The sequence below is a fragment of the Pseudomonas silesiensis genome, assembly GCF_001661075.1.
In the GTDB taxonomy this organism is placed as follows: Bacteria; Pseudomonadota; Gammaproteobacteria; order Pseudomonadales; family Pseudomonadaceae; genus Aquipseudomonas; species Aquipseudomonas silesiensis.
This window is the reverse complement of record NZ_CP014870.1, coordinates 6,331,668-6,353,297: the sequence shown is the minus strand read 5'-3', so window position 1 is coordinate 6,353,297 and position 21,630 is coordinate 6,331,668. Positions and strand designations below refer to the sequence as shown.

Sequence of the window (21,630 nt, the reverse complement as noted above, 5' to 3'; positions counted from 1 at the left end):
ATAAGCGCACACGGCCAATTTGTTAATGTCGGTCTGACAGATGGTTGACGTCAACATCCTGTCGAAATGCCATCTTTCCCGGTTTCAGGGGGTTGTAGGGGCGACCGTTAGTCGGCAATGTACGCAATGGTTAAATGGTGGCGTACTGACACCTTCTGCTTTCACAGATCCGGGACTAGAGTGAAGGCTTAGTATTTGTCCGGCGTTCACAAGAAGCCGGCCTGCCGCCCCGAAAAAGAGAAGCAGCATGGAATGCGCGCAAGCGACGCCAGCCGAAGCCAGCTCAATTCTTTTAATCGTCGATGATTACCCGGAAAACCTGATCAGCATGCGCGCGCTGCTCCAGCGCCCAGGCTGGCAGGTCTTGACCGCCGCCTCGGGCTTCGAAGCCCTCGATCTGTTGCTCGAACACGATGTGGACCTGGTGCTGCTGGATGTGCAGATGCCGGGCATGGATGGCTTTGAAGTCGCGCGTCTGATGCGCGGCAGCCAACGCACTTGCCACACGCCCATCATTTTCCTCACCGCCAACGAACAGTCCCGGGCCGCCGTGATCAAGGGCTATGCCAGCGGCGCGGTGGATTACCTGTTCAAACCCTTCGATCCGCAAATACTCAAGCCGAAAGTGCAGGCGGTGCTTGAGCATCAGCGCAATCGCCGCGCGTTGCAGCGCCTGAGCCACGATCTGGAGGTCGCTCGCGCGTTTAATGCATCGGTATTGGATAATGCCGCCGAAGGCATTGTGGTGGTCGGTGAGGACGGTCTGATCCGTTTTGCCAATCCTGCAATGTCGCGGCTGCTCAACGCCACCGTGCAAGACCTGCAGGGCAAGGAATTCCTGGATTACCTGCAAAAGCCACACATCCCTGTCTGGGCCGGTTCCGAATTGCTCGACGGTTACAGGCGCGGTGAAACCCTGCGCCTGCATGATGCGCTGCTGCGCACGGCACCGGGTCAACAAGTGCCGGTCGCGCTGTCCTGCGCACCTCTGCCCGCCGAGCAGCAGGCCATGGTGGTGACGGTGCTGGACATGTCGGTCGTGCGTCATTTGCACCAACAGCTGGAGTATCAGGCAGTGACCGACCCGCTGACCGGGCTGCTCAATCGTCGGGGTTTCTACCAGACGGTGGAAAATCTTCTGCTGCGTGGCGAACGTACTGACAGTGTCTGGGTATTGCTCTATCTGGACCTCGACGGCTTCAAGCGGGTCAATGACTCGCTCGGTCACGATGCCGGTGACCGGGTATTGCGCTGGGTCTCCGAACAGTTGAAGGCCTGTCTGCGACCTTTCGACATCCTGGCGCGCATGGGCGGCGACGAATTCACGGCGTTGCTGGATCTGGAATTCCCCGAGCAAGCGGCAAAGATTGCCGAGAAGCTGATTGAGCGCGTGTCGATCTGTCAGCAGATCGACGGTCTGGATATCGCCCTGGGCGCCAGCATCGGTATTGCCACTTTCCCGGATTGCGGGGCCAATCTCGACGGCTTGCTGCGAGCGTCGGACATCGCCATGTATGAAGCCAAGCGTGCCGGCCGACAACAGTATCGCTTCTACGATCACGACATGAATGGCCGGGCACGGTCGCGTTTGATGCTCGAAGAAAGTGTCCGGACAGCCATCGATAACCGTGATTTCAATCTGGTGTATCAACCCCAGGTATCCATTGCCAGCGGACAGATTCGCGGCTTCGAAGCACTGCTGCGCTGGCAGCACCCGAGTGTCGGCGATGTGCCGCCCGGGTTGTTTTTGCCATTGCTGGAAGAGGCGCGGTTAATCAGCCGGTTGGGCAGCTGGATTTACCAGTGCGGGGCAGGTCAGCGCAAGGCTTGGGAAACCTTGTTTGCCGAGGACCTGGTGCTGGGCGTCAGTTTGAGCGGCACGCAGTTCGGCATGCCTAATCTGGTCACCGAATTGCGTCAGGTGTTGGAGCGCAACGGTCTGCAGGCACGCCATCTGGAGGTCGAGGTCACCGAAGAGGCCTTGATGCACAATCCCGACGAAACCCGCAAACAGGTGCGCCTGCTGCGCAATCTGGGGGTGCGGGTCGCCCTGGATGACTTTGGTTCCGGGCCGTGCTCGCTGTCTCATCTGCGCGACCTGGAGCTGGACACGCTCAAACTCGACCGGCATTTGATCTCCCGGCTGCCGGCGTCTTCACGGGATGCGGCACTGGTGCGCAATGTGATCGAGCTGTGCAGGCAATACGGAATGCTGGTGGTCGCCGAAGGCGTAGAAACCGTTGCGCAATATGAGTGGCTGCACGCGAATGGCTGCGAGTACGTACAAGGGTTTCTGGTCGGGCAACCGATGATGGCCGAGGACGTCGGTGACTTTGTGCAGCCGTTCGACTGGAGCACGCTGGTCCGCTGAATTCGCTACACTGGCGACCTGTTCGTTTCTGATGTTGCCCGCCCCGATGACCGTGTTGAAATACCTCCAGGCTTATCCCGTTGCATTGCAGGACCAGGTGCGCCAGCTGATCGCCGCAGGTCGGCTGGAGGACTATCTGAGCCAGCGTTACCCGCAGAAGCACGACGTGCAGAGCGACAAGGCGCTGTATACGTACGCGCTGGACTTGAAGCAGGCGTTCTTGCGTAACGCTGCGGCCATCGACAAGGTCTTGTTCGACAACCGCCTGGACCTGACCCATCGTGCCCTCGGCCTGCACACCACGATCTCCCGGGTGCAGGGTGGCAAGCTCAAGGCCAAGAAAGAAATTCGCGTGGCCTCGTTGTTCAAGGAGGCACCTTCCGAGTTTCTGAAAATGATCGTGGTGCATGAACTGGCGCATTTCAAGGAGTCGGATCACAACAAGGCGTTCTACAAGTTGTGCGAACACATGTTGCCGGGGTATCACCAGGTGGAGTTTGACCTGCGGGTTTATCTGACCTGGCGGGATATGCAATAAAGATCAACAGATCGTCCGAACGGCGCCCGAGCTTTCGGCAGCGCCTGCGGGGCTGCTATCTTTTGATCGTCTGAATGATGTGGAGCGCAGGGATGGATGTCAGCAAGACCAAGAGCAGCTTCTACCGCCGGTTGTACGTGGCGTACCTTATCGACAGCGGGCTGGCGAGCAGCGTCCCGGCGTTGACCGAAGTGACCGGCATGCCCCGGCGCACGGCGCAGGACACCATCGCGGCGCTGGCGGACCTGGATATTGTTTGCGAGTTCGAACAGGAAGAAGGCGCGCGCAATCATGCCGGGCGTTATCGGATTCGCGAGTGGGGGGCGATTGACCGGGGATGGATCGAGCGTCATTTGCGGCAGATCAAGGCGGTGTTGGACTACCCCTGATATTCGGCGCCTGTGCTAACGCCATCGCTGCGGTGCGGCGATCCGACAAGCCAGCTCCCACAGTGATCGCGGATGGAATACAAATTTGTAATCCAACCCGGAACCTGTGGGAGCGGGCTTGCTCGCGAAGGGGGCCTCAGGGACGACGCATCCCTATATGCGGAATATCATCCTCAAGAAACTCCTCGCCCGCCACGACAAACCCGTACCGCCCGTAATACCCCTGCAAGTGCGACTGGGCCGACAGATAGATCGGTACCTCTGGCCAGCGCTTTTCAGCCTGCTTCAATGCCTGGTTGATCAACTCATGACCCAGTCCCTTGCCGCGCGCCTCCGGTGCGGTTACGACCCGCCCGATCACCACATCGCCACCCTGTAGCTCCGGGTCGAGCAAGCGCAGGTACGCCACCAGCCGATCCCCGTCCCACGCCATCAAATGGCAGGTATCGCCTTCCAGATCCTGGCCATCCACGTCCTGATAGGCGCATTTCTGCTCGACAACGAACACCTGCGCACGCAATTGCAGAATGGCATACAGCTGCTCTTTGCCCAGGTCAGTGTGGTGTTTGCAGACCCAATCGATTGTCATCTTCACATTCCTTGATCAACTCGCTCCGATACTAAGCGCACAGGCCAAGGATGTCTGTATGACGAACAACTCTGTGACAAAGGCCAAAACGTCACGGGTCATTGTTCACCTCCTACGCCTCGCTCGTATCCTTGATCAAATGCGCCGCCAATGTGCGCAACGGCCCCAGCTGCCGGCAGATCAGCCCCAACTGCGTCTGCACCAGCCGTTGCCCTTCATCGATCTCATCCGGCATGTGCTCCAGCGCATTGGCCAGGGCCTCTTCCTCATCGCTCTGAATCGCAATCGGCTGTTTAGTCGCCAGGCCTTGGGCGATTTCATCGATGCTGGCGGCCAGTTTCACCCCCGCACCCTCGATCAAATGCTCGCGCACGTCCGATGGTAGCCGGGTGTCGCGATGGGCGCCCAGACCGGACAAATAGCTGAGCAAGGTATGCGACAGCACCAGAAACCGAAACCCGACATCCGCTTCCTTACGAAAATGCCCCGGTTCCATCAGCATGTTCGCCAAGGTGGTCGACAGCGCGGCGTCAGCGTTGTGAGCATTGCGTCGGGCCAGGCGATACGCCAGGTCGTCGCTTTTGCCGACAGCGTATTGCTGCATGATCTGGCGCAGATAAACGCTGTTGCAGGTCAGGGTGTTGGCCAACACTTTGTTCAGGCGTCGGCCTTGCCAGTCCGGCAGAAACAGGAACACCGCCAATCCGGCGATCAGGCTGCCGAGCAAGGTATCGAACAGTCGCGGCAGGAACAGCCCGTACCCGTCGCCGACCTGGTTGAAGCAGAACAACACCATCAGGGTGATTGCCGCAGTCGCCAGGGTATAGCGGGTGGTGCGGCTGATAAAGAACACCACCCCGGCGGCGATCGCGAAGCATGACTGGATCAGGGGATTGGGGAACAAATCGAAAAGGGCCCAGGCCACGGTCAGGCCGATGGCGGTGCCGATGATCCGCTGACCCAGCTTTAATCGCGTCGCGCCATAGTTCGGCTGACAGACAAAGAGCGTGGTGAGGATGATCCAGTAACCCTGGGACGGGTGGATCAAATGCACCATGCCGTAGCCGATGCTCAGGGCCAGGGGCAATCGCAGGGCATGACGGAACAGCAGCGAGGTCGGCGTCAGCTGCGTGCGCAAGCGCATCCACACATCCTTGAGGCTGCGTGGCGAACGGTCGAGCAGGCTGCTGTCGGTGGCATCGGCCAGCGCGTCGGGGTTGCTGGCATCGCTGAGCAAACGGTCAAGGGTGCCGAGGTTGGCCGCCAGTGCGCGCAATGAACGCAGCAGGCCGCGCCAGGCCGGGTTGCTCTGGTTGCGCAGGTGTTCGAGGGAGGCGTGCAGGTCACTCAGGGCTTCGGCGAAGCTGGCGTCATATGTGAATGGCTGGCGCATCTGGATCGACTCGGCCAGCGCGCGGCAGGCTTTGCCTTGCTGGCGCAGCAGGCGCTGACAGCGGAACAGCACGTCGCTGTGGAAGAAGGCTTCGGCCAGGGCATTGTAGGGGTAGTGCGAGGAGCTGGCGCGCTCGTGGATGTCCTGGGCGAGGAAGTACAATTTCAGGTAACGGCTGACTTTTGACCCTGGTCGGCCATTGCCGACCCGATGCAGGATGATTTCCTTGGCGGCGTTCAATGCGGCCACCACTCGGCCGTTCTGCTGGGCCAGTTCCAGGCGGCGAGCTTCCACGTCCATCTGCCGGATCGGCTCGAACAGCGACGATTTCAGCTTCAGGTAATAACCCAATTCACGGAACAGTCGCGCCAGGCTCTGCTGCACCGGCTGGTTGGAGAACATCGCCTGCCACAGCACCGAGAGCAAGCCATACCAGGTCGCACCGGCCACCAGCAGCACCGGTTCGTGCCAGAAATCAGTGACTGCACCGCCACGCTGTTCGACACCGATCATGGTGTAGACCGACAGGATCAGCGTTGCCGACGCAATCGCACCATAGCGTTCGCCCAAGGCACCCAGCATGGTCAGGCCGAAACTGGCCAGCGCGAGGGCGATGACAAAGACGATGGGGTAGGGGAAGAGCAGTTCGACGGAGACGGCGGCGACGCTGAAGCACACCAGCGTCACGGCCAGGGCGTTGAGACGGCCTTGCCAGCTGTCGTCGGTCTCGGCCAGGGCGCTGGCGATGATGCCCAGGAACAACGGGATCAGCAGCGCCATTTCATCCTGATACCAGCACAGGGCCATGCTGCCGGTCAGGGCGATGAACACCCGCACGCTGTAGCTGAATTTATCCAGCGCCCAGAGGCGACGCAGAGACTGACTGAACGGGGTCGATGACATGAAGTGCGAAGGCCTTCCGAGGCAATGAAGCTAAATTGAGCCAGTAATGACGTCGACGCAATGGCGCCGATCACATCTGACAGCAAAATCTGTTCCTTGATTGTTCTCTGTTGTCTGTTCGGACGCCTTCGCGGGCAAGTCGGATCGCCGCATCGCTCGCTCCTACGGGTTTCTGTCGTACGCAATATCCCAAACGAAACAAAAACCGTAGGAGCGAGCGATGCGGCGATCCGACTTGCCCGCGAAGAACGATAACGCGGTCTATCAGACGTACTGCGCGGCAGCGTACCCGGAGGCCCAGGCCCACTGGAAATTGAAACCGCCCAGATGCCCGGTGACATCGAGCACTTCGCCGATGAAATAAAGGCCAGGGCTTTTCAGCGATTCCATGGTCTTGGACGAAACCTCGCGGGTGTCGACGCCGCCGAGGGTCACTTCGGCCGTGCGATAGCCTTCGGTGCCGGCCGGTACCACTGTCCAGCTCGCCAGTTTCTGCGCGATGTCGGCAATTTCCGCATGGGTGTACTGTTTCATCGGCTTGGAGACGAACCAGTTGTCCGCCAGCAGGTTGGCCATCTTCTTGGTGAATATTTCACCCAGCAGGGTTTTCAGTTCGCTGTTCGGGCGTTCGGCTTGTTGCTGTTGCAGCCAGCCCGGCACGTCGTGATCCGGCAGCAGGTTGATCTCCACCGTGTCGCCGGACTCCCAGAACGAAGAAATCTGCAAAATCGCCGGGCCGCTGAGGCCGCGGTGGGTGAACAGGATGTTCTCGCGAAAGCTCTGGTCGTTACAGCTCACCAGGCAATCCACCGAGGTGCCGGACAGCTCGGTGCAAAGCTCCTTGAGCTGATCGGTGATGGTGAACGGCACCAGACCTGCGCGGGTCGGCAGCAAATCGTGGCCGAATTGTCTGGCCACCTGATAGCCGAAACCGGTTGCGCCCAAGGTCGGAATCGACAGGCCGCCCGTGGCGATCACCAGCGATTCGCAGGTGATCTGGCCCAATGTGGTGTCCAGCAGGTAACCCTGTTCGAGTTTCTCGATGGTCTGGATCGACGTGTCCAGATGCAGGCTCACGCCGACCTGATCGCACTCGCTGAGCAGCATCTCGAGGATGTCGCTGGATTTGTTATCGCAGAACAATTGGCCGAGTTTTTTCTCGTGGTACGGCACGCCGTGTTTGGCGACCATGCCGATGAAATCCCACTGGGTGTATCGCGCCAAGGCGGATTTGCAGAAATGCTCGTTCTGCGAGAGAAAATTGCCCGGTTCGGTGTACATGTTGGTGAAATTACAGCGACCACCACCCGACATCAGGATTTTCTTGCCGGCCTTGTTTGCGTGATCGAGCAACATCACTTTGCGCCCACGCCCGGCGGCGGTCAGCGCACACATCAACCCTGCGGCGCCAGCGCCAATGATCACGACTTCGGTAGAGCGCAAAACGGTGTCCTCACATAAATCTCAGGGCTAACCCAGATCCTGTAGGAGCGAGGCTTGCCCGCGAAGAACGATTACACGGTGCATCAGGTATACCGAGTTATCGTTCTTCGCGGGCAAGTCGGATCGCCGCATCGCTCGCTCCTACAGGGGGCGGTGCGGTTTTACAGGATACGCACGCGCAGCGAACGACCCTTGATCTTGCCGTCGTTCAGGCGCTGCAAGGCTTGCTTGGCGATCCCGCGTTCCACAGCCACATAAGCCTGGAAGTCGAAAATCGCGATCTTGCCCACCTGGGCCCCCGGAATCCCGGCATCGCCCGTCAGTGCGCCCAGAATGTCGCCCGGACGAACCTTGTCTTTACGGCCAGCGCCAATGACCAGCGTGCTCATCACCGGCAGCAGCGGTGCGCCGCCCTGGGATTTGAGGTTGTCCAGCTGATCCCAGCTCAACGGCGACTTCTGCAGTAGCTCGATGGCTTGGGCGCGGTGCGCTTCGGACGGTGCGACCAGGCTGATCGCAATACCTTTCTCACCAGCACGACCGGTACGGCCCACACGGTGGATGTGGATTTCCGAATCACGGGCCAGTTCGACGTTGATCACCATGTCCAGCGCATCGATGTCCAGGCCGCGAGCGGCGACGTCGGTAGCAACCAGCACCGAGGTGCTGCGGTTGGCGAACATGGCCAGTACCTGGTCACGGTCACGTTGTTCCAGATCGCCATGCAGGCCGACGGCAGAGATACCTTTGGAGGTCAGGTGATCAACGGTTTCCTGAACCTGCTGCTTGGTGAAGCAGAAGGCGACACAGGAGGCCGGACGATGATGCCCGAGGACTTTGACCACGGCGTCCATGCGCTCTTCTGGGGAAATCTCGTAGAAACGCTGCTCGATCTGCGTGTCGTCGTGGAACGCCTCGGCCTTCACGATCTGAGGGGTGCGCATGAATTTCGCTGCCAACTGCTTGATACCCGTCGGGTACGTGGCGGAGAACAGCAGGGTCTGGCGACGCTCTGGGGTCTGGGCAATGATTTCTTCGATGGAGTCGTAGAAGCCCATGTCGAGCATGCGGTCGGCTTCGTCGAGGATCAGCGTGTTCAGGCCATGGAGCACCAGCGAACCTTTGCGCAAATGCTGCTGGAGGCGGCCCGGGGTGCCGACGATGATGTGCGCGCCGTGCTCCAGAGAACCGATCTGCGGACCGAACGACACGCCGCCGCACAGAGTCAGGACCTTGATGTTGTCTTCGGCACGGGCCAGGCGACGGATTTCCTTGGCGACCTGGTCAGCCAGCTCACGGGTCGGACAGATGACCAGCGCCTGGCAACCGAAGAAGCGCGGATTGATCGGGTTCAACAGGCCGATACCGAAGGCGGCGGTCTTGCCGCTGCCGGTCTTCGCCTGGGCGATCAGGTCCATCCCCTTGAGGATCACCGGCAAGCTTTGCGCCTGGATCGGCGTCATCTGGGCATAACCGAGGGAGTCGAGGTTAGCCAGCATGGCGGCGGACAGCGGCAAAGTATTAAAAGCGGTGGCGATGGTGGTCACGGGACTGGCCTGCAAAACAAAATGTCGCGCAGTGTATCAGTCCCATGGCCATTCGCCCTAAGGCTCTATGTGTTCTTCCGGACGCTTGACGCGCCGTCCGTCTTCCTTTGAGAGCTGCGAGAAGATTGTCGCGGCCAGCATCGCCATGATTCCAACCGTCACAAAGGTCAGCTGGAATGCACCCAGAACAGTGTCTACGCCGTCATTGCCGGCTTCTGCGGTAAAGCCGCCGAGCAGTGCGCCAGCGCAGGCGACGCCCAGGCTGAGGGACAATTGCGCGACCACCGACAGCAAGCTGTTGCCGCTGCTGGCGCTGGCGTCGTCGAGGTCGATCAGGGTCACGGTATTCATCGCGGTGAACTGCAGCGAGTTGATGGCGCCGAGGATCGCCAGCATTCCCAGCAGCAACCAGTACGGCGTCTGCTCGCTGACCAGGCCCATGCTCGCCAGCATCAGTCCCAGCGCCAGGGTGTTACCGGTCAGCACGATGCGATAGCCCAGGCGCTCGATCAGCGGTCGGGCCACCGACTTGGCGACCATCGCCGCGGCAGCCAGCGGCAACATGCTCATCCCGGCCTGGGAGGGCGAATAACCCAGGGCCACTTGCAGCAGCAACGGCACGAGGAACGGCAACGCGCCGCTGCCCAGGCGGGCGAAGAGGTTGCCGAGGATGCCCACGGCAAACGTCCGGGTCTTGAACAGCGAGGGTGCGAACAGTGGATTGTCGATGTGCCCGGCGCGCAGCCAGTACGCGGCCAGGCAGGCCATGCCGCCGAACAGCAGCAACATTACGCGCAAGTGCGGCAGGTGCAGTTCGCCGAGTCCTTCCATGGCAATGGTGATCAGCACCATCGCCGCGCCAAACAGCAAAAACCCCAGGCTGTCGAAACGGGTGCGCTCGGTGCCGCGCAGATCAGGGATGAATTTCCACACGGCGTAGCATCCGATGGCGCCCACCGGCAGGTTGATCAGGAAGATCCAGTGCCAGGTCAGGTATTCCACCATCCAGCCTCCCATGGTCGGGCCTAGCAGGGGGCCGAGCAGTCCGGGAATGGTGATAAAGCCCATGATCCGCACCAGCTCCGAGCGCGGGTAGGCGCGCAGCACCACCAGGCGCCCGACCGGCAGCATCAGCGCGCCGCCCAGGCCCTGAATCACCCGGGCGCCGATCAGCATGCTCAAGGTGTTCGACAGGGCGCAGAGCAACGAGCCGATGCTGAACAGCAGGATCGCGCCGAAGAAGATTTTCTTGGTGCCGAAGCGGTCGGCGATCCAGCCTGAGGCCGGGATCAGCAAGGCGACGGTGAGCATGTAGGCGATGATCACGCCTTGCATGCGCAGCGGATCTTCGGCCAGGTCTCGGGCCATGGCGGGCAGGGCGGTGTTGAGGATGGTCCCGTCGAGGGATTGCATGAAGAACGCGATGGCAACAACCCAGGGCAACCAGCGGGCAGTGACAGCGTCGAGAGGTTGGCGGTTGGGCATGGGGCCTCTTGTCAGTGTGAGCATTCCACCGATCCTGTAGGAGCGAGCTTGCTCGCGATGGACGTGAACGATGACGCGTGCTGCCTGGAAAAATGCGTCGCCTTCACATTCATCGCGAGCAAGCTCGCTCCTACAGGGATATGCGTGTTTACAGAGTCAACGTCAATCGGCTGACAAGCGCCCCCGGCAGCAACGCCGAGTCCGTGGCGCGCTGACTGTAGGTGCTGGCCGACAGCAGTAATTCACGCTCCGCGGTCAACGCTTCCAGCTGCGACCCCAGCAAACTGTAGGCGCTGTCATCAAAGCGCATGGTGCTCACCGGCGCCTGGATCTCGCCGTTCTCGACCCAGAAGGTCGCGAATCGCGTCATGCCGGTCAGGCGTGCCGCCGGCTGGTCCGAGTAGTTCAGGTACCAGAGGTTGCTGATGTACAACCCGGTGCCCAGCTGCTTGAGAATCTCTGCCTCAGGCAATTCTCCGGCCGCCATGTTCAACGCGCTCGGCATTTCACCGCCGCTGGCGCCATTGGCCGTCAGGCCATATTCCGCAGCGCTGCGGGAACTGACCATCTGCGCGCCGGCCTTGCCATTGACGATCAATCCAAGATCGCTGCGCGGATAACCTTCGCCGGAAAACGCCGGGCTCAATGAACCGCTTACCTTCTCATCGAGCGACACCAGCGGGCTGAACGAGCTGTCGCCTGCGTAAAGCTTCTGCAGCGGACTGTTCTTGCTGGCAATCGACTGTGCCGAGAAACCGCCCCAGCCCAGCATATCCATGATTTCACCCATGGCCGCCGGCGCCAGGTAGGCGCGGTACTGGCCCGGCGCCAGGGTGCGTTGCGGTCTGCCCAGAAACGCCAGCTGCTCGCGCGCTTGCGCAAAACGGCTGGCGAACCCTTCGCTGTTCCAGTCATGCCCGGCGTAGCTGGCTTTGACGGCTTGGCCATTGTCATGGAACAGGCTGAAATCGAAGTTGAAGCTGTTGGCCTGATGCCAGCCAAACGCGCCTGAAGAACTGGCGAAACCCCGACTGATCGGGCCGGCAGCGTAGAAGCCCACCAGGTCCAGCCCTTCGGCCGCCTGGGTGATTTGCGCGACCACTTGCTCGGTGTCCGGCAGCGGATGGTCCTGCACATTCCTGCTCTGCCAGCCGGTGTAGTTGAGCAGCAGGTACGGGTCCTGCGGCAGCAAAGGCAAGGTGTCGCGCAACTGTTGCAGCCCTTCGGCCAGGCGCTGAACATCGACTTGCGCATCACCGCAGAGGGTAATGTTCAGGTCCGCGTGGCGCCCGTCGTCGATCAGCTTGAGGCCGACGCTCGCTTGCTGCACCTGGCCGGCCTGGCGCACTTTGGCATGGTTGAAACGCACGAAGGCCGACGACTCGGCGGCGTAGCTGAGGGTGAATTGTTCCGGTTCGCGCACAGCATCGCGCAACCAGTGGACCAAGGCCTTGAACGCTTCGGCCTGATTGCTGGACGTACTCATCAGGCGTCTCCTCCAAATACATCCACATTGCTGAACACACAGGCCGGCGACGCATGGCCAACGCGGATCACCTGATTCGGTTCTCCCTTGCCGCAATTCGGTGTGCCGAGGACCTTGACGGTGCTGGCGTCGCCCACGGCGCTGAGGCTCTTCCAGAATTGCGCGGAAATTGCCCGGTAGTTGGGGTTTTTCACCACGCCCTTGAGTTCGCCATTTTCGATCAGCCGAGCCCATTCGCAGCCGAACTGGAACTTGTTGCGCGCATCGTCGATGGACCAGGAGCGGTTGGTGCTCATCAGGATGCCGTGCTCGATGTTGCCGATCAGCTGCTCCAGCGGTTGATCGCCGGGCTCGATGTTCAGGTTGGCCATGCGGTCAATGGGCGGGCGATTCCAGCCACAGGCGCGGCTGTTGGCGACGCCGTTCATGCCGGCCCGGAATTGAGAAAGGGCGCCACCCAGTGGTCGCAGCAGCAAACCTTCCTTGATCAGGAATTGCTTGCTGGCGGCGGTGCCGTCGTCGTCATGACCGTAACTGGCGAGCTGTTCAGGGATGTCCGGATCGAAGGTAACGTTCAGCAGTTCGGAGCCGTATTGCAGGCTGCCGAAGTCTTCAGCCTTGACGAAACTGGTGCCGGCGTAATTGCGCTCGTCGCCGAGGATACGGTCCAGTTCCAGCGGGTGACCGATGGATTCGTGGATCTGCAACATCATCTGGTCGGGCATCAGCAGCAGGTCGCGTGGGCCTTGCGGGGTGTTCGGCGCCAGTAGCAATTGCAGCGCCTGATCAGCGATTTTAGGACCGGCACCCACCAGGCCGCAGCGGCTGATCACATCAAAACCACCCTGCTGGCCGAAGTTCTCGCGGCCGAGGGTGCGGGTCTGGCTGTCGCTGCCATCGTAGGCAGTGACGTCCAGGCCCGGGTACACGAAACGTTGAGCCTGGCGCAGCTCGGCGCCGGCGCTGTTGAGGTAGATCTGCTCGACGTGGGTGATGCCGATGCTCACCTGCCAGTTCACCAGGCGCTCGTCCTTGGGCACGGCCGCGGATTCGGCGCCGAGCAATTGGTAGCAATCGCTCAGGGACGGGAAGGGCTGGTCGAGGTTCGGCGAGAAGTAATCGGCGCGGTCACTGGAAACGGCTTGTTCGCGCAGGTCGAGCAGGGCGTGGGGCTTGAGTCGGCGGGCGTGTTGCTCGGCTTTGTCCAGTGCGGCCTGCAGGCCGGATTGGGACAGGTCGTTGGTCGCGGCATAGGTTTCCACGCCGTTGACCCGAACCGTCAGCATCGCGCCTTCGTCCCGGCTCAGGCTTGGAGGCTCGGCGACGTTCTTGCGCACCGACAGGTACTGGCCGGACTCGCGCACATAACGCAGCGAAAAGAATTCAGCGCCCGTGCGCAAGGCAGCGAAGCGCTGCTTGAGCTGGGGGTGGAAATCGAACATTCGTGGACCTCCTTGGTATGGAGCATCGGTGTTGCGAGGGGGTGAAACGATTGCGTGGGGCTAGATTAGGCCTGGGCGGGGAGCGATATCAAGGGCGGGGCGGTGTAGGAAAGGATTACTTCGGGAGGTATGGTGCTTGGTCTGGCGTCTTCGCGGGCAAGCCTCGCTCCTACAAGGAATCGCGTTCTCCTGTAGGAGCGAGGCTTGCCCGCGAAGGGCGCGCCTCGGTATTACGTCTTACTGAGCAGTCAGGCTCACTTCCCGCAACGGCTTGCCACGCACCGGCGCTTCACCGGCAACGTAATAATCAGCGGTGCTGCGCGGCAACGGCTTGCGACCACGGATCTTGTCGGCGATTTTCTCGGCGATCATGATGGTCGGCGCGTTCAGGTTGCCCGTGGTGATGATCGGCATGATCGAGGCATCGACCACGCGCAGGCCCTGCATGCCATGCACACGACCTTCGCCATCGACCACGGCCATCTCGTCGGTGCCCATCTTGCACGAGCAGGACGGGTGGAACGCGGTTTCGGCGTGTTCGCGGATGAACTTGTCGAGCTGCTCATCGGTTTGCACTTCGATGCCCGGGCTGATTTCGCGGCCACGGAAGGCGTCCAGTGCCGGCTGTTGCATGATTTCACGGGTCAGGCGGATGCCATCGCGAAATTCCTGCCAGTCCTGCTCGGTGGCCATGTAGTTGAACAGGATGCTCGGGTACTCGCGCGGATCCTTGGACTTGGCCTGGATGCGACCGCGGCTCGGCGAGCGCATGGAACCCATGTGCGCCTGGAAACCGTGTTCCTTCACGCCGTTGCTGCCGTTGTAGTTAATGGCGACCGGCAGGAAGTGGTACTGGATGTTCGGCCAATCGAATTCCGGACGTGAGCGGATGAAACCGCCGGCTTCGAACTGGTTGCTGGCGCCGATGCCGGTGCCGTTGAACAGCCACTCGGCACCGATGGCCGGCTGGTTGTACCAGAGGAGCGACGGGTACAGCGAGACCGGTTGGGTGCAGGCGTATTGCAGGTACAACTCGAGGTGATCCTGCAGGTTTTCACCCACGCCTGGCAGGTCGTGAACCACCGGGATGTCGAGCTTGTTCAGCAGTTCCGCCGGGCCGACACCAGAACGCTGCAGGATCTGCGGCGATGCGATGGCGCCGGAGCACAGCAACACTTCCTTGCGGGCGCGGGCTTCAATGCGTTCTTCAGCGGCGCCGATCAGGTAACGCACGCCGACCGCACGCTTGCCTTCGAACAGGATCTTGTCGGTCAGGGCGTGGGTGACGATGGTCAGGGTCGAGCGCTTCTTGGCGATGTCCAGGTAACCGCGGGCGGTGCTGGCGCGACGGCCGTTCGGCGTCACGGTACGGTCCATCGGGCCGAAGCCTTCTTGCTGGTAACCGTTCAGGTCTTCGGTGCGCGGGTAACCGGCTTGTACGCCTGCTTCAACCATTGCGTGGAACAGCGGGTTGTTGCCGGCTTTCGGCGTGGTCACGCTGACCGGGCCGTCGCCACCGTGGTAGTCGTTCGGGCCGATGTCACGGGTTTCCGCCTTGCGGAAATACGGCAGGCAGTTGAGGTAGTCCCAGTCTTCCAGGCCTGGAAGCTTGGCCCAGTTGTCGTAGTCCATGGCGTTGCCGCGGATGTAGCACATGCCGTTGATCAGCGAGGAACCACCCAGGCCCTTGCCGCGACCGCATTCCATCCGACGACCGTCCATGTGTGGCTCTGGATCGGTTTCGTAGGCCCAGTTGTAGCGGCGGCCTTGCAGCGGGAAGGCCAGTGCGGCCGGCATCTGCGTGCGGAAGTCGAGACGGTAGTCCGGGCCGCCGGCTTCGAGCAGCAGGACGGTGACGCCTTCGTCTTCAGTCAGACGGGTCGCCAGGGTGTTACCGGCCGAGCCGGCACCGATGATGATGTAGTCGAATTCTTGGGACATTGAATGCACCCTCTTTGAAGTTGGTCAGGTCTGGCCTGACGAGTGCTGCGCACTCGATCGCGGGCAAGCCTCGCTCCTACAAGGACCACGCAGGACCTGTAGGAGCGAGGCTTGCCCGCGAAGGCGGCCTCGCAGGCGAAGCGGATATCGCCTTAGAAAACCGAGGCGTAATCGCCCAGTTCGACCTGTACCGATTTGATGCGTGTGAAGTTGTTCAGCGAGCTGATGCCGTTCTCACGACCCACGCCCGACTGCTTGTAGCCGCCGACCGGCATTTTGGCGTCGGACTCGCCCCAGGCGTTGATCCAGCAGATACCGGCTTCCAGTTGATGGATCACGCGGTGAGCGCGGTTCAGGTCCTTGGTGACGACGCCGGCGGCCAGGCCGAAGTCGGTGTCGTTGGCACGACGGATCACTTCTTCTTCGGTTTCGTACGTCAGGATGCTCATCACCGGGCCGAAGATTTCTTCGCGAACGATGGTCATCTCGTCGGTGCAATCAGTGAACACGGTCGGTGCCACGAACGCGCCCTTGGCGAATTCGCCGTCGGTCAGGCGAGTACCGCCGCACAGCAGGCGAGCGCCTTCTTCCTTGCCCTTGGCGATGTAGCCCAGCACGCTTTCCATGTGGGCAAAGCTGACCAGCGGACCGAAGTTGGTGTTCTCGTCTTCCGGGTTGCCGATGCGGATGCGGGCAACACGCTCAGCGATCTTGGCTTCGAAAGCCGCTTTCAGCTGGCTCGGTACGAACACGCGAGTGCCGTTGGTGCAGACCTGACCGGAGCTGTAGAAGTTGGCCATCATCGCGGTGTCGGCGGCGCGATCGAGGTCGGCGTCGTCGAAGATGATCAGCGGGGATTTGCCGCCCAGTTCCATGGTCACGTCTTTCAAGGACGAACCCGAAGCGCTGGCCATGACCTTCTTGCCGGTGTCGGTGCCGCCGGTGAAGGAGATTTTCTCGATGCGCGGGTGTTCGGTCAGCCAGGTGCCGACTTCGCGGCCGCTGCCGGTCAGCACGTTGAACACGCCCGCCGGAACGCCGGCTTCGGTGTAGATCTCGGCCAGTTTCAGCGTGGTCAGGGAGGTGACTTCGCTTGGCTTGAAGATCATCGCGTTACCGGCCGCCAGGGCTGGCGCGGACTTCCAAAGGGCGATCTGGATCGGGTAGTTCCACGCGCCGATACCGGCCACGACGCCCAGCGGCTCGCGACGGGTGTAAACGAAAGACGTGGTGCGCAGCGGGATCTGCTCGCCTTCGATGGCCGGTACCAGGCCAGCGTAGTATTCCAGCACGTCAGCACCGGTGACGATGTCGACATACTTGGTTTCGGAGTACGACTTGCCGGTATCCAGGGTTTCCAGGGCAGCCAGTTCATCGTTGCGCTCGCGCAGGATGTCCACGGCGCGACGCAGGATGCGCGAACGCTCCATGGCGGTCATCGCGGCCCAGATTTTCTGGCCCTTTTCGGCGCTGACCACAGCGCGCTCGACGTCTTCCTTGGTCGCACGCTGTACGGTTGCGAGGACTTCACCGTTAGCCGGGTTGATGGCTTCGAAGGTGGCGTCGCTGCTGGCGTCGGAGTAACCGCCATCGATGTAAAGTTTTTGCAGTTCGAAACGGGCCATAGTGTCCTCGCAAGTGCATAAGTGGTTGGCGTAGGCCACCGCGGTGATGCCATAAGGTTGTGGCAACATCGATCAGTAGCAGTTCAGGGGCTGAGCATTTATATGTGCTCTAACTCACCTGCTTGGCCAGTTGGAAATCCATGTATTCGTAAGCGATCTGGTGCGCCTGCGCGGTGTCGAAAGCATCTCCCGACAGCGCGCCGCGCAACCACAAACCGTCAATGAGGGCTGCCAGACCTCGAGCTGCACTGCGCGCGTCATCGAGCGGCAATACACGGCGGAACTGGCAGCACAGGTTGGAATACAGGCGGTGATCGTTGATCCGCTGCAACCTGTGCAATGACGGGTGGTGCATGCTGGTGGCCCAGAAGGCCAGCCAGGTTTTCATTGCCGGGCCATTGACCTGGCTGGCGTCGAAGTTGCCTTCGACAATCACCTGGAGGTGAGCCCGCGGGCTGTCGTCCTCCAGCGCCTGACGGCGCGCGGTGACGTTCTCGCTGAGGACACTCATCAGATACTGCGCCGTGGCGGCGATCAGGCCGTTCTTGTCCTGAAAGTAGTGACTGATGATGCCATTCGAGACGCCGGCCAAACGGGCGATCAGCGCAATGCTGGCGTCCCCCATTCCGACCTGATCTACCGCCTGCAGCGTGGCTTCGATCAACTGCTGGCGACGGATGGGTTGCATACCGACCTTGGGCATCTTGCACATCTCCTTAGGCCTTCCGCTGGACGTAAAACGTCTGTCGGGTTGAAGGCCAGTCTATTTTGTTTTGATTGAACGTTCAATCAACAAAGAATAAGATCTGCGACAATTCGTCGCTGCTTACAGATTTTTCCTACATGTAAATGGCGAAAAACCGACATCCAAAACTGCTCGAAACCTATACGCGCTGGCGTTCCTGGGGATCGGGCTTTTTTCGGGGTGTCTTTATATCACCCGTCGGTCGGCTGCCCCTCTAACCGATTGGTCGGGTATCGCGTTGCCTTGTGTCTTTCTCTCGCACTGCCGGAGCCCCTGTGCCATGAGTTCTGCCTCTCTAATAAAGACCCCGCCCGAGAAGGTGACGGTCAACGGTTGGGTGTTCTACACCTCTACCGCGCTGATCCTGCTGTTGACCGCCATTCTGATCATCGCCCCGCAAGAGGCCGGCAGACTGCTGGGTACGGCGCAAGCCTGGTTGTCCCGCAGCTTCGGCTGGTACTACATGGTGGTGATTGCCGCCTACCTGGTGTTCGTGGTCGGCCTGGCGTTTTCTTCCTATGGCAAGCTCAAACTGGGCAGCAAGGACGACACCCCGGATTTCAGCTACGGCGCCTGGGCGGGGATGCTGTTTTCGTCGGGTATCGGCATCTCGCTGCTGTACTTCGGTGCATCCGAGCCGCTGGACCACTACTTCAATCCACCGGAAGGCGTGGCCGGCAGCAACCTTGCCGCCCGTCAGGCAGTGCAGCTGACATTCCTGCACTGGGGCCTGCACGGCTGGGCGATCTATGCCCTGGTCGGGTTGGCCGTTGCCTACTTTGCTTACCGGCACAACCAGCCGCTGGCGTTGCGTTCGGCGTTGTATCCGCTGGTGGGCGAGCGTTGGGTCAAAGGCGCTGCCGGTCACGCGGTGGACGGCTTCGGCATGTTCGTGACCCTGCTGGGCCTGGTGACGAACCTGGGGATTGGTTCGCTGCAAGTGTCGTCGGGCCTTGAAAACCTGTTCGGCATGCAGCACAGCAATACGAACCTGCTGATCGTGATCATCGTGATGAGCACCGTAGCGACCATCGCGGCCGTGTCCGGTGTCGAAAATGGCATTCGCCGTCTGTCCAACCTGAACATCGTGTTGTTCAGCGGCCTGTTGATTTTCGTGCTGCTGTTCGGCCCGACCCTGCACCTGCTCAACGGCTTCGTGCAAAACGTCGGTGACTATCTGAACAGCGTGGTGCTGAAGACCTTCGACCTCTATGTGTACGAAGGCGATAGTGAGAAGTCCGATCGCTGGTTGGGCCTGTGGACCTTGTTCTACTGGGCGTGGTGGATTTCCTGGGCGCCATTCGTCGGCATGTTCATCGCGCGTATTTCCCGTGGTCGCACGGTGCGTGAGCTGGTGGCTGGCGTGCTGCTGATCCCGCTGGGTTTCACCCTGGCCTGGCTGTCGATCTTCGGTAACTCGGCCCTGGACCTGGTGATGAACCATGGGGCGGTGGAGCTCGGGAAGACGGCGCTGGAACAGCCGTCCATGGCGATCTACCAGTTGCTGGAGCATTACCCGGCGTCGAAAGTGGTGATTGGCGTATCGATCTTCGTCGGCTTCGTACTGTTCCTGACCCCGGCGGATTCTGGCGCGGTGATGATGGCCAACCTTTCGTGCAAGGGTGGCAATGTCGATGAAGATGCGCCGCACTGGCTGCGGATCTTCTGGTCCGTGATCATTACGCTGGTGACCATCGGCCTGTTGTTTGCCGGTAACTTCGAAGCCATGCAAACCATGGTGGTGCTGGCGGGCCTGCCGTTCTCGGTGGTGCTGGTGTGCTTTATGTTCGGCTTGCACAAGGCCATGCGCCAGGACGTGCAGATCGAACAGGAGCAGGCGGAACTCGCCGCCCGCGGTCGTCGTGGTTTCAGCGAGCGTTTGACTCAGCTGGACCTGCAACCGAACCAGTCGATCGTGCAACGCTTCATGGACAAGCACGTCAGCCCGGCGCTGGAAGAGGCGACGGTGCAATTGCGCGGGCAGGGGCTGGACGTGCAGACGCTGCTGGGCAAGGCCAAGCGCTGCATGGGCGTGCGCATCGAGATGGAGGAGGGCAATCCGTTTGTCTACGAAGTGAGCCTGGATGGTTATCTGGCGGCGGCGAGCGACACGGTGTCGGCTGAAAGTGCCGAGGAACCCCGCGCACGTTACTACCGCGCCGAGGTGTACCTGCACAACGGCAGCCAGGACTATGACTTGATGGGCTTCACTCAGGATCAGATCACCCGTGACGTGCTCGATCAGTTTGAAAGCCATCGGCAGCTCCTTGGCCGCGTCTATAGCTGAGTTGTGAGGTGATGCGGTGTTTCTGCCTGAAGCACCGCGTCGCCTTCATCGCGGGCAAGCCCGCTCCCACAGGATCGGGGGTGTATGCAAATATTGTTCACCACACCGACCCCTGTGGGAGCGGGCTTGCCCGGGTAGAAACCGGAGACATCCTTTACGTTTTAAACCGGAGACATCGTTTACAGGTATGAAATACGGTCAGGAGGTGCCTGACCATGCCCTGGAATCGAGAGTCCCCAATGGATCAACGAATCAAACTCATAGGCGACTGGCTGCAAGGCAGCTATTCCAAAAGCGAGTTGGCCCGTCACTACGGGCTCAGCCGACCCACTTTGGATAAATGGCTTGCGCGCTACGAAACACAGGGCATTGATGGGCTCAAGGAACTGTCACGGCGTCCGCATACGAGCCCTTTCAAAATCAGCGATGAGGTGCTTGAGCTGCTAGTCGCGTACAAGCGCGAGCATCACAGCTGGGGACCTGAGAAGCTGGTGCATAACCTTAAGATTGATCATCCAGAGTTGTCTTGGCCAACAGTCAGCACGGCAGGCGAATGGCTTAAGCGAGCAGGTCTGGTGCAAAAACGTCGTTTCCTCAATCGCCCGCCAGCGGGGAAAAATCCGCTGCGCGACGCTACTGCGCCTAATCAGACATGGGCGGCGGATTTCAAAGGTGACTTCGCGCTTCAGAACGGCCAACGTTGTTACCCACTGACCATTACTGATCACGTCAGCCGATTTCTATTGCTGTGCAGAGCGCAAAGCAGCGTTGCCGGGGCTCGCGAAGGGTTCGACTGGGCGTTTCGGGAGTACGGGTTGCCTAATGTGATTCGCACAGACAACGGCTCCCCCTTTGCCTCCACCGGCATTTCGCGCATATCCAGCCTGGCGGCTTGGTGGATACGCCTAGGGATCTACCCTGAGCGAATCCAGCCGGGGCGGCCTGACCAGAATGGCCGTCATGAGCGCATGCATCGAACGCTCAAGGCTGCATTACTTCATGCGCCTGAACGTAATCTGGTGGAACAACAGTTGGCATTTGAACAGTTTCGACAGGAGTTCAATTACGTAAGACCTCATAAGGCTTTAGAGATGAAGGTTCCTGCGGATCTGTATAAGCCTTCGCCAAGGCAGTACGACGGACGCGTGCCTGAGGCTGATTACGCTTCGGATATGAGGATCCGCATGATCCGACAAAATGGATCGATGAAATGGAAAGGCAAAATGATTTTCGTCAGTGAATCTTTGGCAGGTGAGGCGCTAGGACTGAAGGAAGTGGACGATGATGTGTGGGATATTTACCTTTGCAACTACCTTTTAGGCAGACTGAAAAGCGGCGAGAGCCGCCTTTCAAGCCAACAGAAACGTAAAGGATGTCCCCGGTTTCAGTCGTAAAGGATGTGTCCGTTTCTACACAGCGAAGGGGCCATAAGCATCGAAACTGCTT

General features: G+C 60.5%; 15 protein-coding genes. 5 read left to right on the top strand and 10 right to left on the bottom strand.

The genetic code is table 11. From position 1 onward, the window contains the following. Positions 1–247: 247 nt before the first annotated feature. From PMA3_RS28180 to PMA3_RS28170, 3 genes are all read left to right on the top strand, one after another. The gene (locus tag PMA3_RS28180; RefSeq protein WP_064680202.1) at positions 248–2,371 is read left to right on the top strand and encodes a putative bifunctional diguanylate cyclase/phosphodiesterase; all 2,124 of its coding nucleotides are present in this window, start codon (positions 248–250) and stop codon (positions 2,369–2,371) included. A 46-nt stretch (positions 2,372–2,417) separates the two neighbouring features. Then, positions 2,418–2,909, top strand: coding sequence for a M48 metallopeptidase family protein (locus PMA3_RS28175; protein ID WP_064680822.1), 492 nt, complete (start codon positions 2,418–2,420; stop codon positions 2,907–2,909). Between the two features lie 92 nt (positions 2,910–3,001). Continuing rightward, a complete protein-coding gene (locus PMA3_RS28170) occupies positions 3,002–3,298 on the top strand; it encodes a winged helix-turn-helix domain-containing protein (RefSeq protein ID WP_064680201.1) in 297 nt (98 codons plus the stop codon). Positions 3,299–3,434: 136 nt separating this feature from the next. On the opposite strand, the gene PMA3_RS28165 is transcribed toward PMA3_RS28170, so the two are convergent. From PMA3_RS28165 to betI, 10 genes are all read right to left on the bottom strand, one after another. Continuing rightward, positions 3,435–3,887, bottom strand: a complete 453-nt coding sequence (locus tag PMA3_RS28165; RefSeq protein WP_064680200.1) for a GNAT family N-acetyltransferase — start codon at positions 3,885–3,887, stop codon at positions 3,435–3,437. A 112-nt stretch (positions 3,888–3,999) separates the two neighbouring features. After that, positions 4,000–6,183 (bottom strand): YccS family putative transporter, encoded by a 2,184-nt coding sequence (yccS, locus tag PMA3_RS28160; RefSeq protein ID WP_064680199.1) that lies wholly within the window; start codon positions 6,181–6,183, stop codon positions 4,000–4,002. Positions 6,184–6,447: 264 nt separating this feature from the next. Further along, positions 6,448–7,626 carry a BaiN/RdsA family NAD(P)/FAD-dependent oxidoreductase gene (locus tag PMA3_RS28155; RefSeq protein ID WP_064680198.1) on the bottom strand — a complete coding sequence of 393 codons (1,179 nt, stop codon included), beginning with the start codon at positions 7,624–7,626 and terminating at the stop codon, positions 6,448–6,450. Positions 7,627–7,787: 161 nt separating this feature from the next. Further along, the gene (gene dbpA / locus PMA3_RS28150; protein WP_237140749.1) at positions 7,788–9,125 is read right to left on the bottom strand and encodes an ATP-dependent RNA helicase DbpA; all 1,338 of its coding nucleotides are present in this window, start codon (positions 9,123–9,125) and stop codon (positions 7,788–7,790) included. A gap of 105 nt (positions 9,126–9,230) precedes the next feature. Continuing rightward, positions 9,231–10,658: a multidrug transporter subunit MdtD gene (gene mdtD, locus PMA3_RS28145; RefSeq protein WP_064680196.1), complete on the bottom strand. Its 1,428-nt coding sequence runs from the start codon at positions 10,656–10,658 to the stop codon at positions 9,231–9,233. A 148-nt stretch (positions 10,659–10,806) separates the two neighbouring features. Then, positions 10,807–12,144, bottom strand: a complete 1,338-nt coding sequence (locus PMA3_RS28140) for a TldD/PmbA family protein (RefSeq protein WP_064680195.1) — start codon at positions 12,142–12,144, stop codon at positions 10,807–10,809. Further along, on the bottom strand, positions 12,144–13,586 hold the full coding sequence (locus tag PMA3_RS28135; protein WP_064680194.1) for a TldD/PmbA family protein: 1,443 nt from the start codon (positions 13,584–13,586) through the stop codon (positions 12,144–12,146). The genes PMA3_RS28140 and PMA3_RS28135 overlap by 1 nt, the downstream gene beginning before the upstream one ends. Positions 13,587–13,823: 237 nt before the next feature. Beyond that, complete coding sequence (gene betA / locus PMA3_RS28130) at positions 13,824–15,527, bottom strand: choline dehydrogenase (RefSeq protein WP_064680193.1); 1,704 nt, start codon at positions 15,525–15,527, stop codon at positions 13,824–13,826. A 152-nt stretch (positions 15,528–15,679) separates the two neighbouring features. Beyond that, positions 15,680–17,152 carry a betaine-aldehyde dehydrogenase gene (gene betB / locus PMA3_RS28125; RefSeq protein ID WP_064680821.1) on the bottom strand — a complete coding sequence of 491 codons (1,473 nt, stop codon included), beginning with the start codon at positions 17,150–17,152 and terminating at the stop codon, positions 15,680–15,682. 109 nt (positions 17,153–17,261) lie between these two features. Then, the gene (gene betI, locus PMA3_RS28120) at positions 17,262–17,855 is read right to left on the bottom strand and encodes a transcriptional regulator BetI (RefSeq protein WP_064680192.1); all 594 of its coding nucleotides are present in this window, start codon (positions 17,853–17,855) and stop codon (positions 17,262–17,264) included. 379 nt (positions 17,856–18,234) lie between these two features. Between betI and PMA3_RS28115 the strand changes: the two genes are divergently transcribed. Both PMA3_RS28115 and PMA3_RS28110 read left to right on the top strand, forming a co-directional pair. Beyond that, complete coding sequence (locus tag PMA3_RS28115) at positions 18,235–20,184, top strand: BCCT family transporter (RefSeq protein ID WP_237140748.1); 1,950 nt, start codon at positions 18,235–18,237, stop codon at positions 20,182–20,184. A 215-nt stretch (positions 20,185–20,399) separates the two neighbouring features. Next, positions 20,400–21,578, top strand: a complete 1,179-nt coding sequence (locus PMA3_RS28110; protein ID WP_064675632.1) for an integrase core domain-containing protein — start codon at positions 20,400–20,402, stop codon at positions 21,576–21,578. Positions 21,579–21,630 lie beyond the last annotated feature (52 nt).

What these genes read in the sequence shown, in the direction of transcription:
- PMA3_RS28180 (WP_064680202.1), top strand. Translation starts at nt 248, where the DNA reads ATGGAATGCGCGCAAGCGACGCCAGCCGAAGCCAGCTCAATTCTTTTA.
- PMA3_RS28175 (WP_064680822.1), top strand. Translation starts at nt 2,418, where the DNA reads ATGACCGTGTTGAAATACCTCCAGGCTTATCCCGTTGCATTGCAGGAC.
- PMA3_RS28170 (WP_064680201.1), top strand. Translation starts at nt 3,002, where the DNA reads ATGGATGTCAGCAAGACCAAGAGCAGCTTCTACCGCCGGTTGTACGTG.
- PMA3_RS28165 (WP_064680200.1), bottom strand. Translation starts at nt 3,887, where the DNA reads ATGACAATCGATTGGGTCTGCAAACACCACACTGACCTGGGCAAAGAG.
- yccS (WP_064680199.1), bottom strand. Translation starts at nt 6,183, where the DNA reads ATGTCATCGACCCCGTTCAGTCAGTCTCTGCGTCGCCTCTGGGCGCTG.
- dbpA (WP_237140749.1), bottom strand. Translation starts at nt 9,125, where the DNA reads ATGCTGGCTAACCTCGACTCCCTCGGTTATGCCCAGATGACGCCGATC.
- mdtD (WP_064680196.1), bottom strand. Translation starts at nt 10,658, where the DNA reads ATGCCCAACCGCCAACCTCTCGACGCTGTCACTGCCCGCTGGTTGCCC.
- PMA3_RS28140 (WP_064680195.1), bottom strand. Translation starts at nt 12,144, where the DNA reads ATGAGTACGTCCAGCAATCAGGCCGAAGCGTTCAAGGCCTTGGTCCAC.
- PMA3_RS28135 (WP_064680194.1), bottom strand. Translation starts at nt 13,586, where the DNA reads ATGTTCGATTTCCACCCCCAGCTCAAGCAGCGCTTCGCTGCCTTGCGC.
- betA (WP_064680193.1), bottom strand. Translation starts at nt 15,527, where the DNA reads ATGTCCCAAGAATTCGACTACATCATCATCGGTGCCGGCTCGGCCGGT.
- betB (WP_064680821.1), bottom strand. Translation starts at nt 17,152, where the DNA reads ATGGCCCGTTTCGAACTGCAAAAACTTTACATCGATGGCGGTTACTCC.
- betI (WP_064680192.1), bottom strand. Translation starts at nt 17,855, where the DNA reads ATGCCCAAGGTCGGTATGCAACCCATCCGTCGCCAGCAGTTGATCGAA.
- PMA3_RS28110 (WP_064675632.1), top strand. Translation starts at nt 20,400, where the DNA reads ATGCCCTGGAATCGAGAGTCCCCAATGGATCAACGAATCAAACTCATA.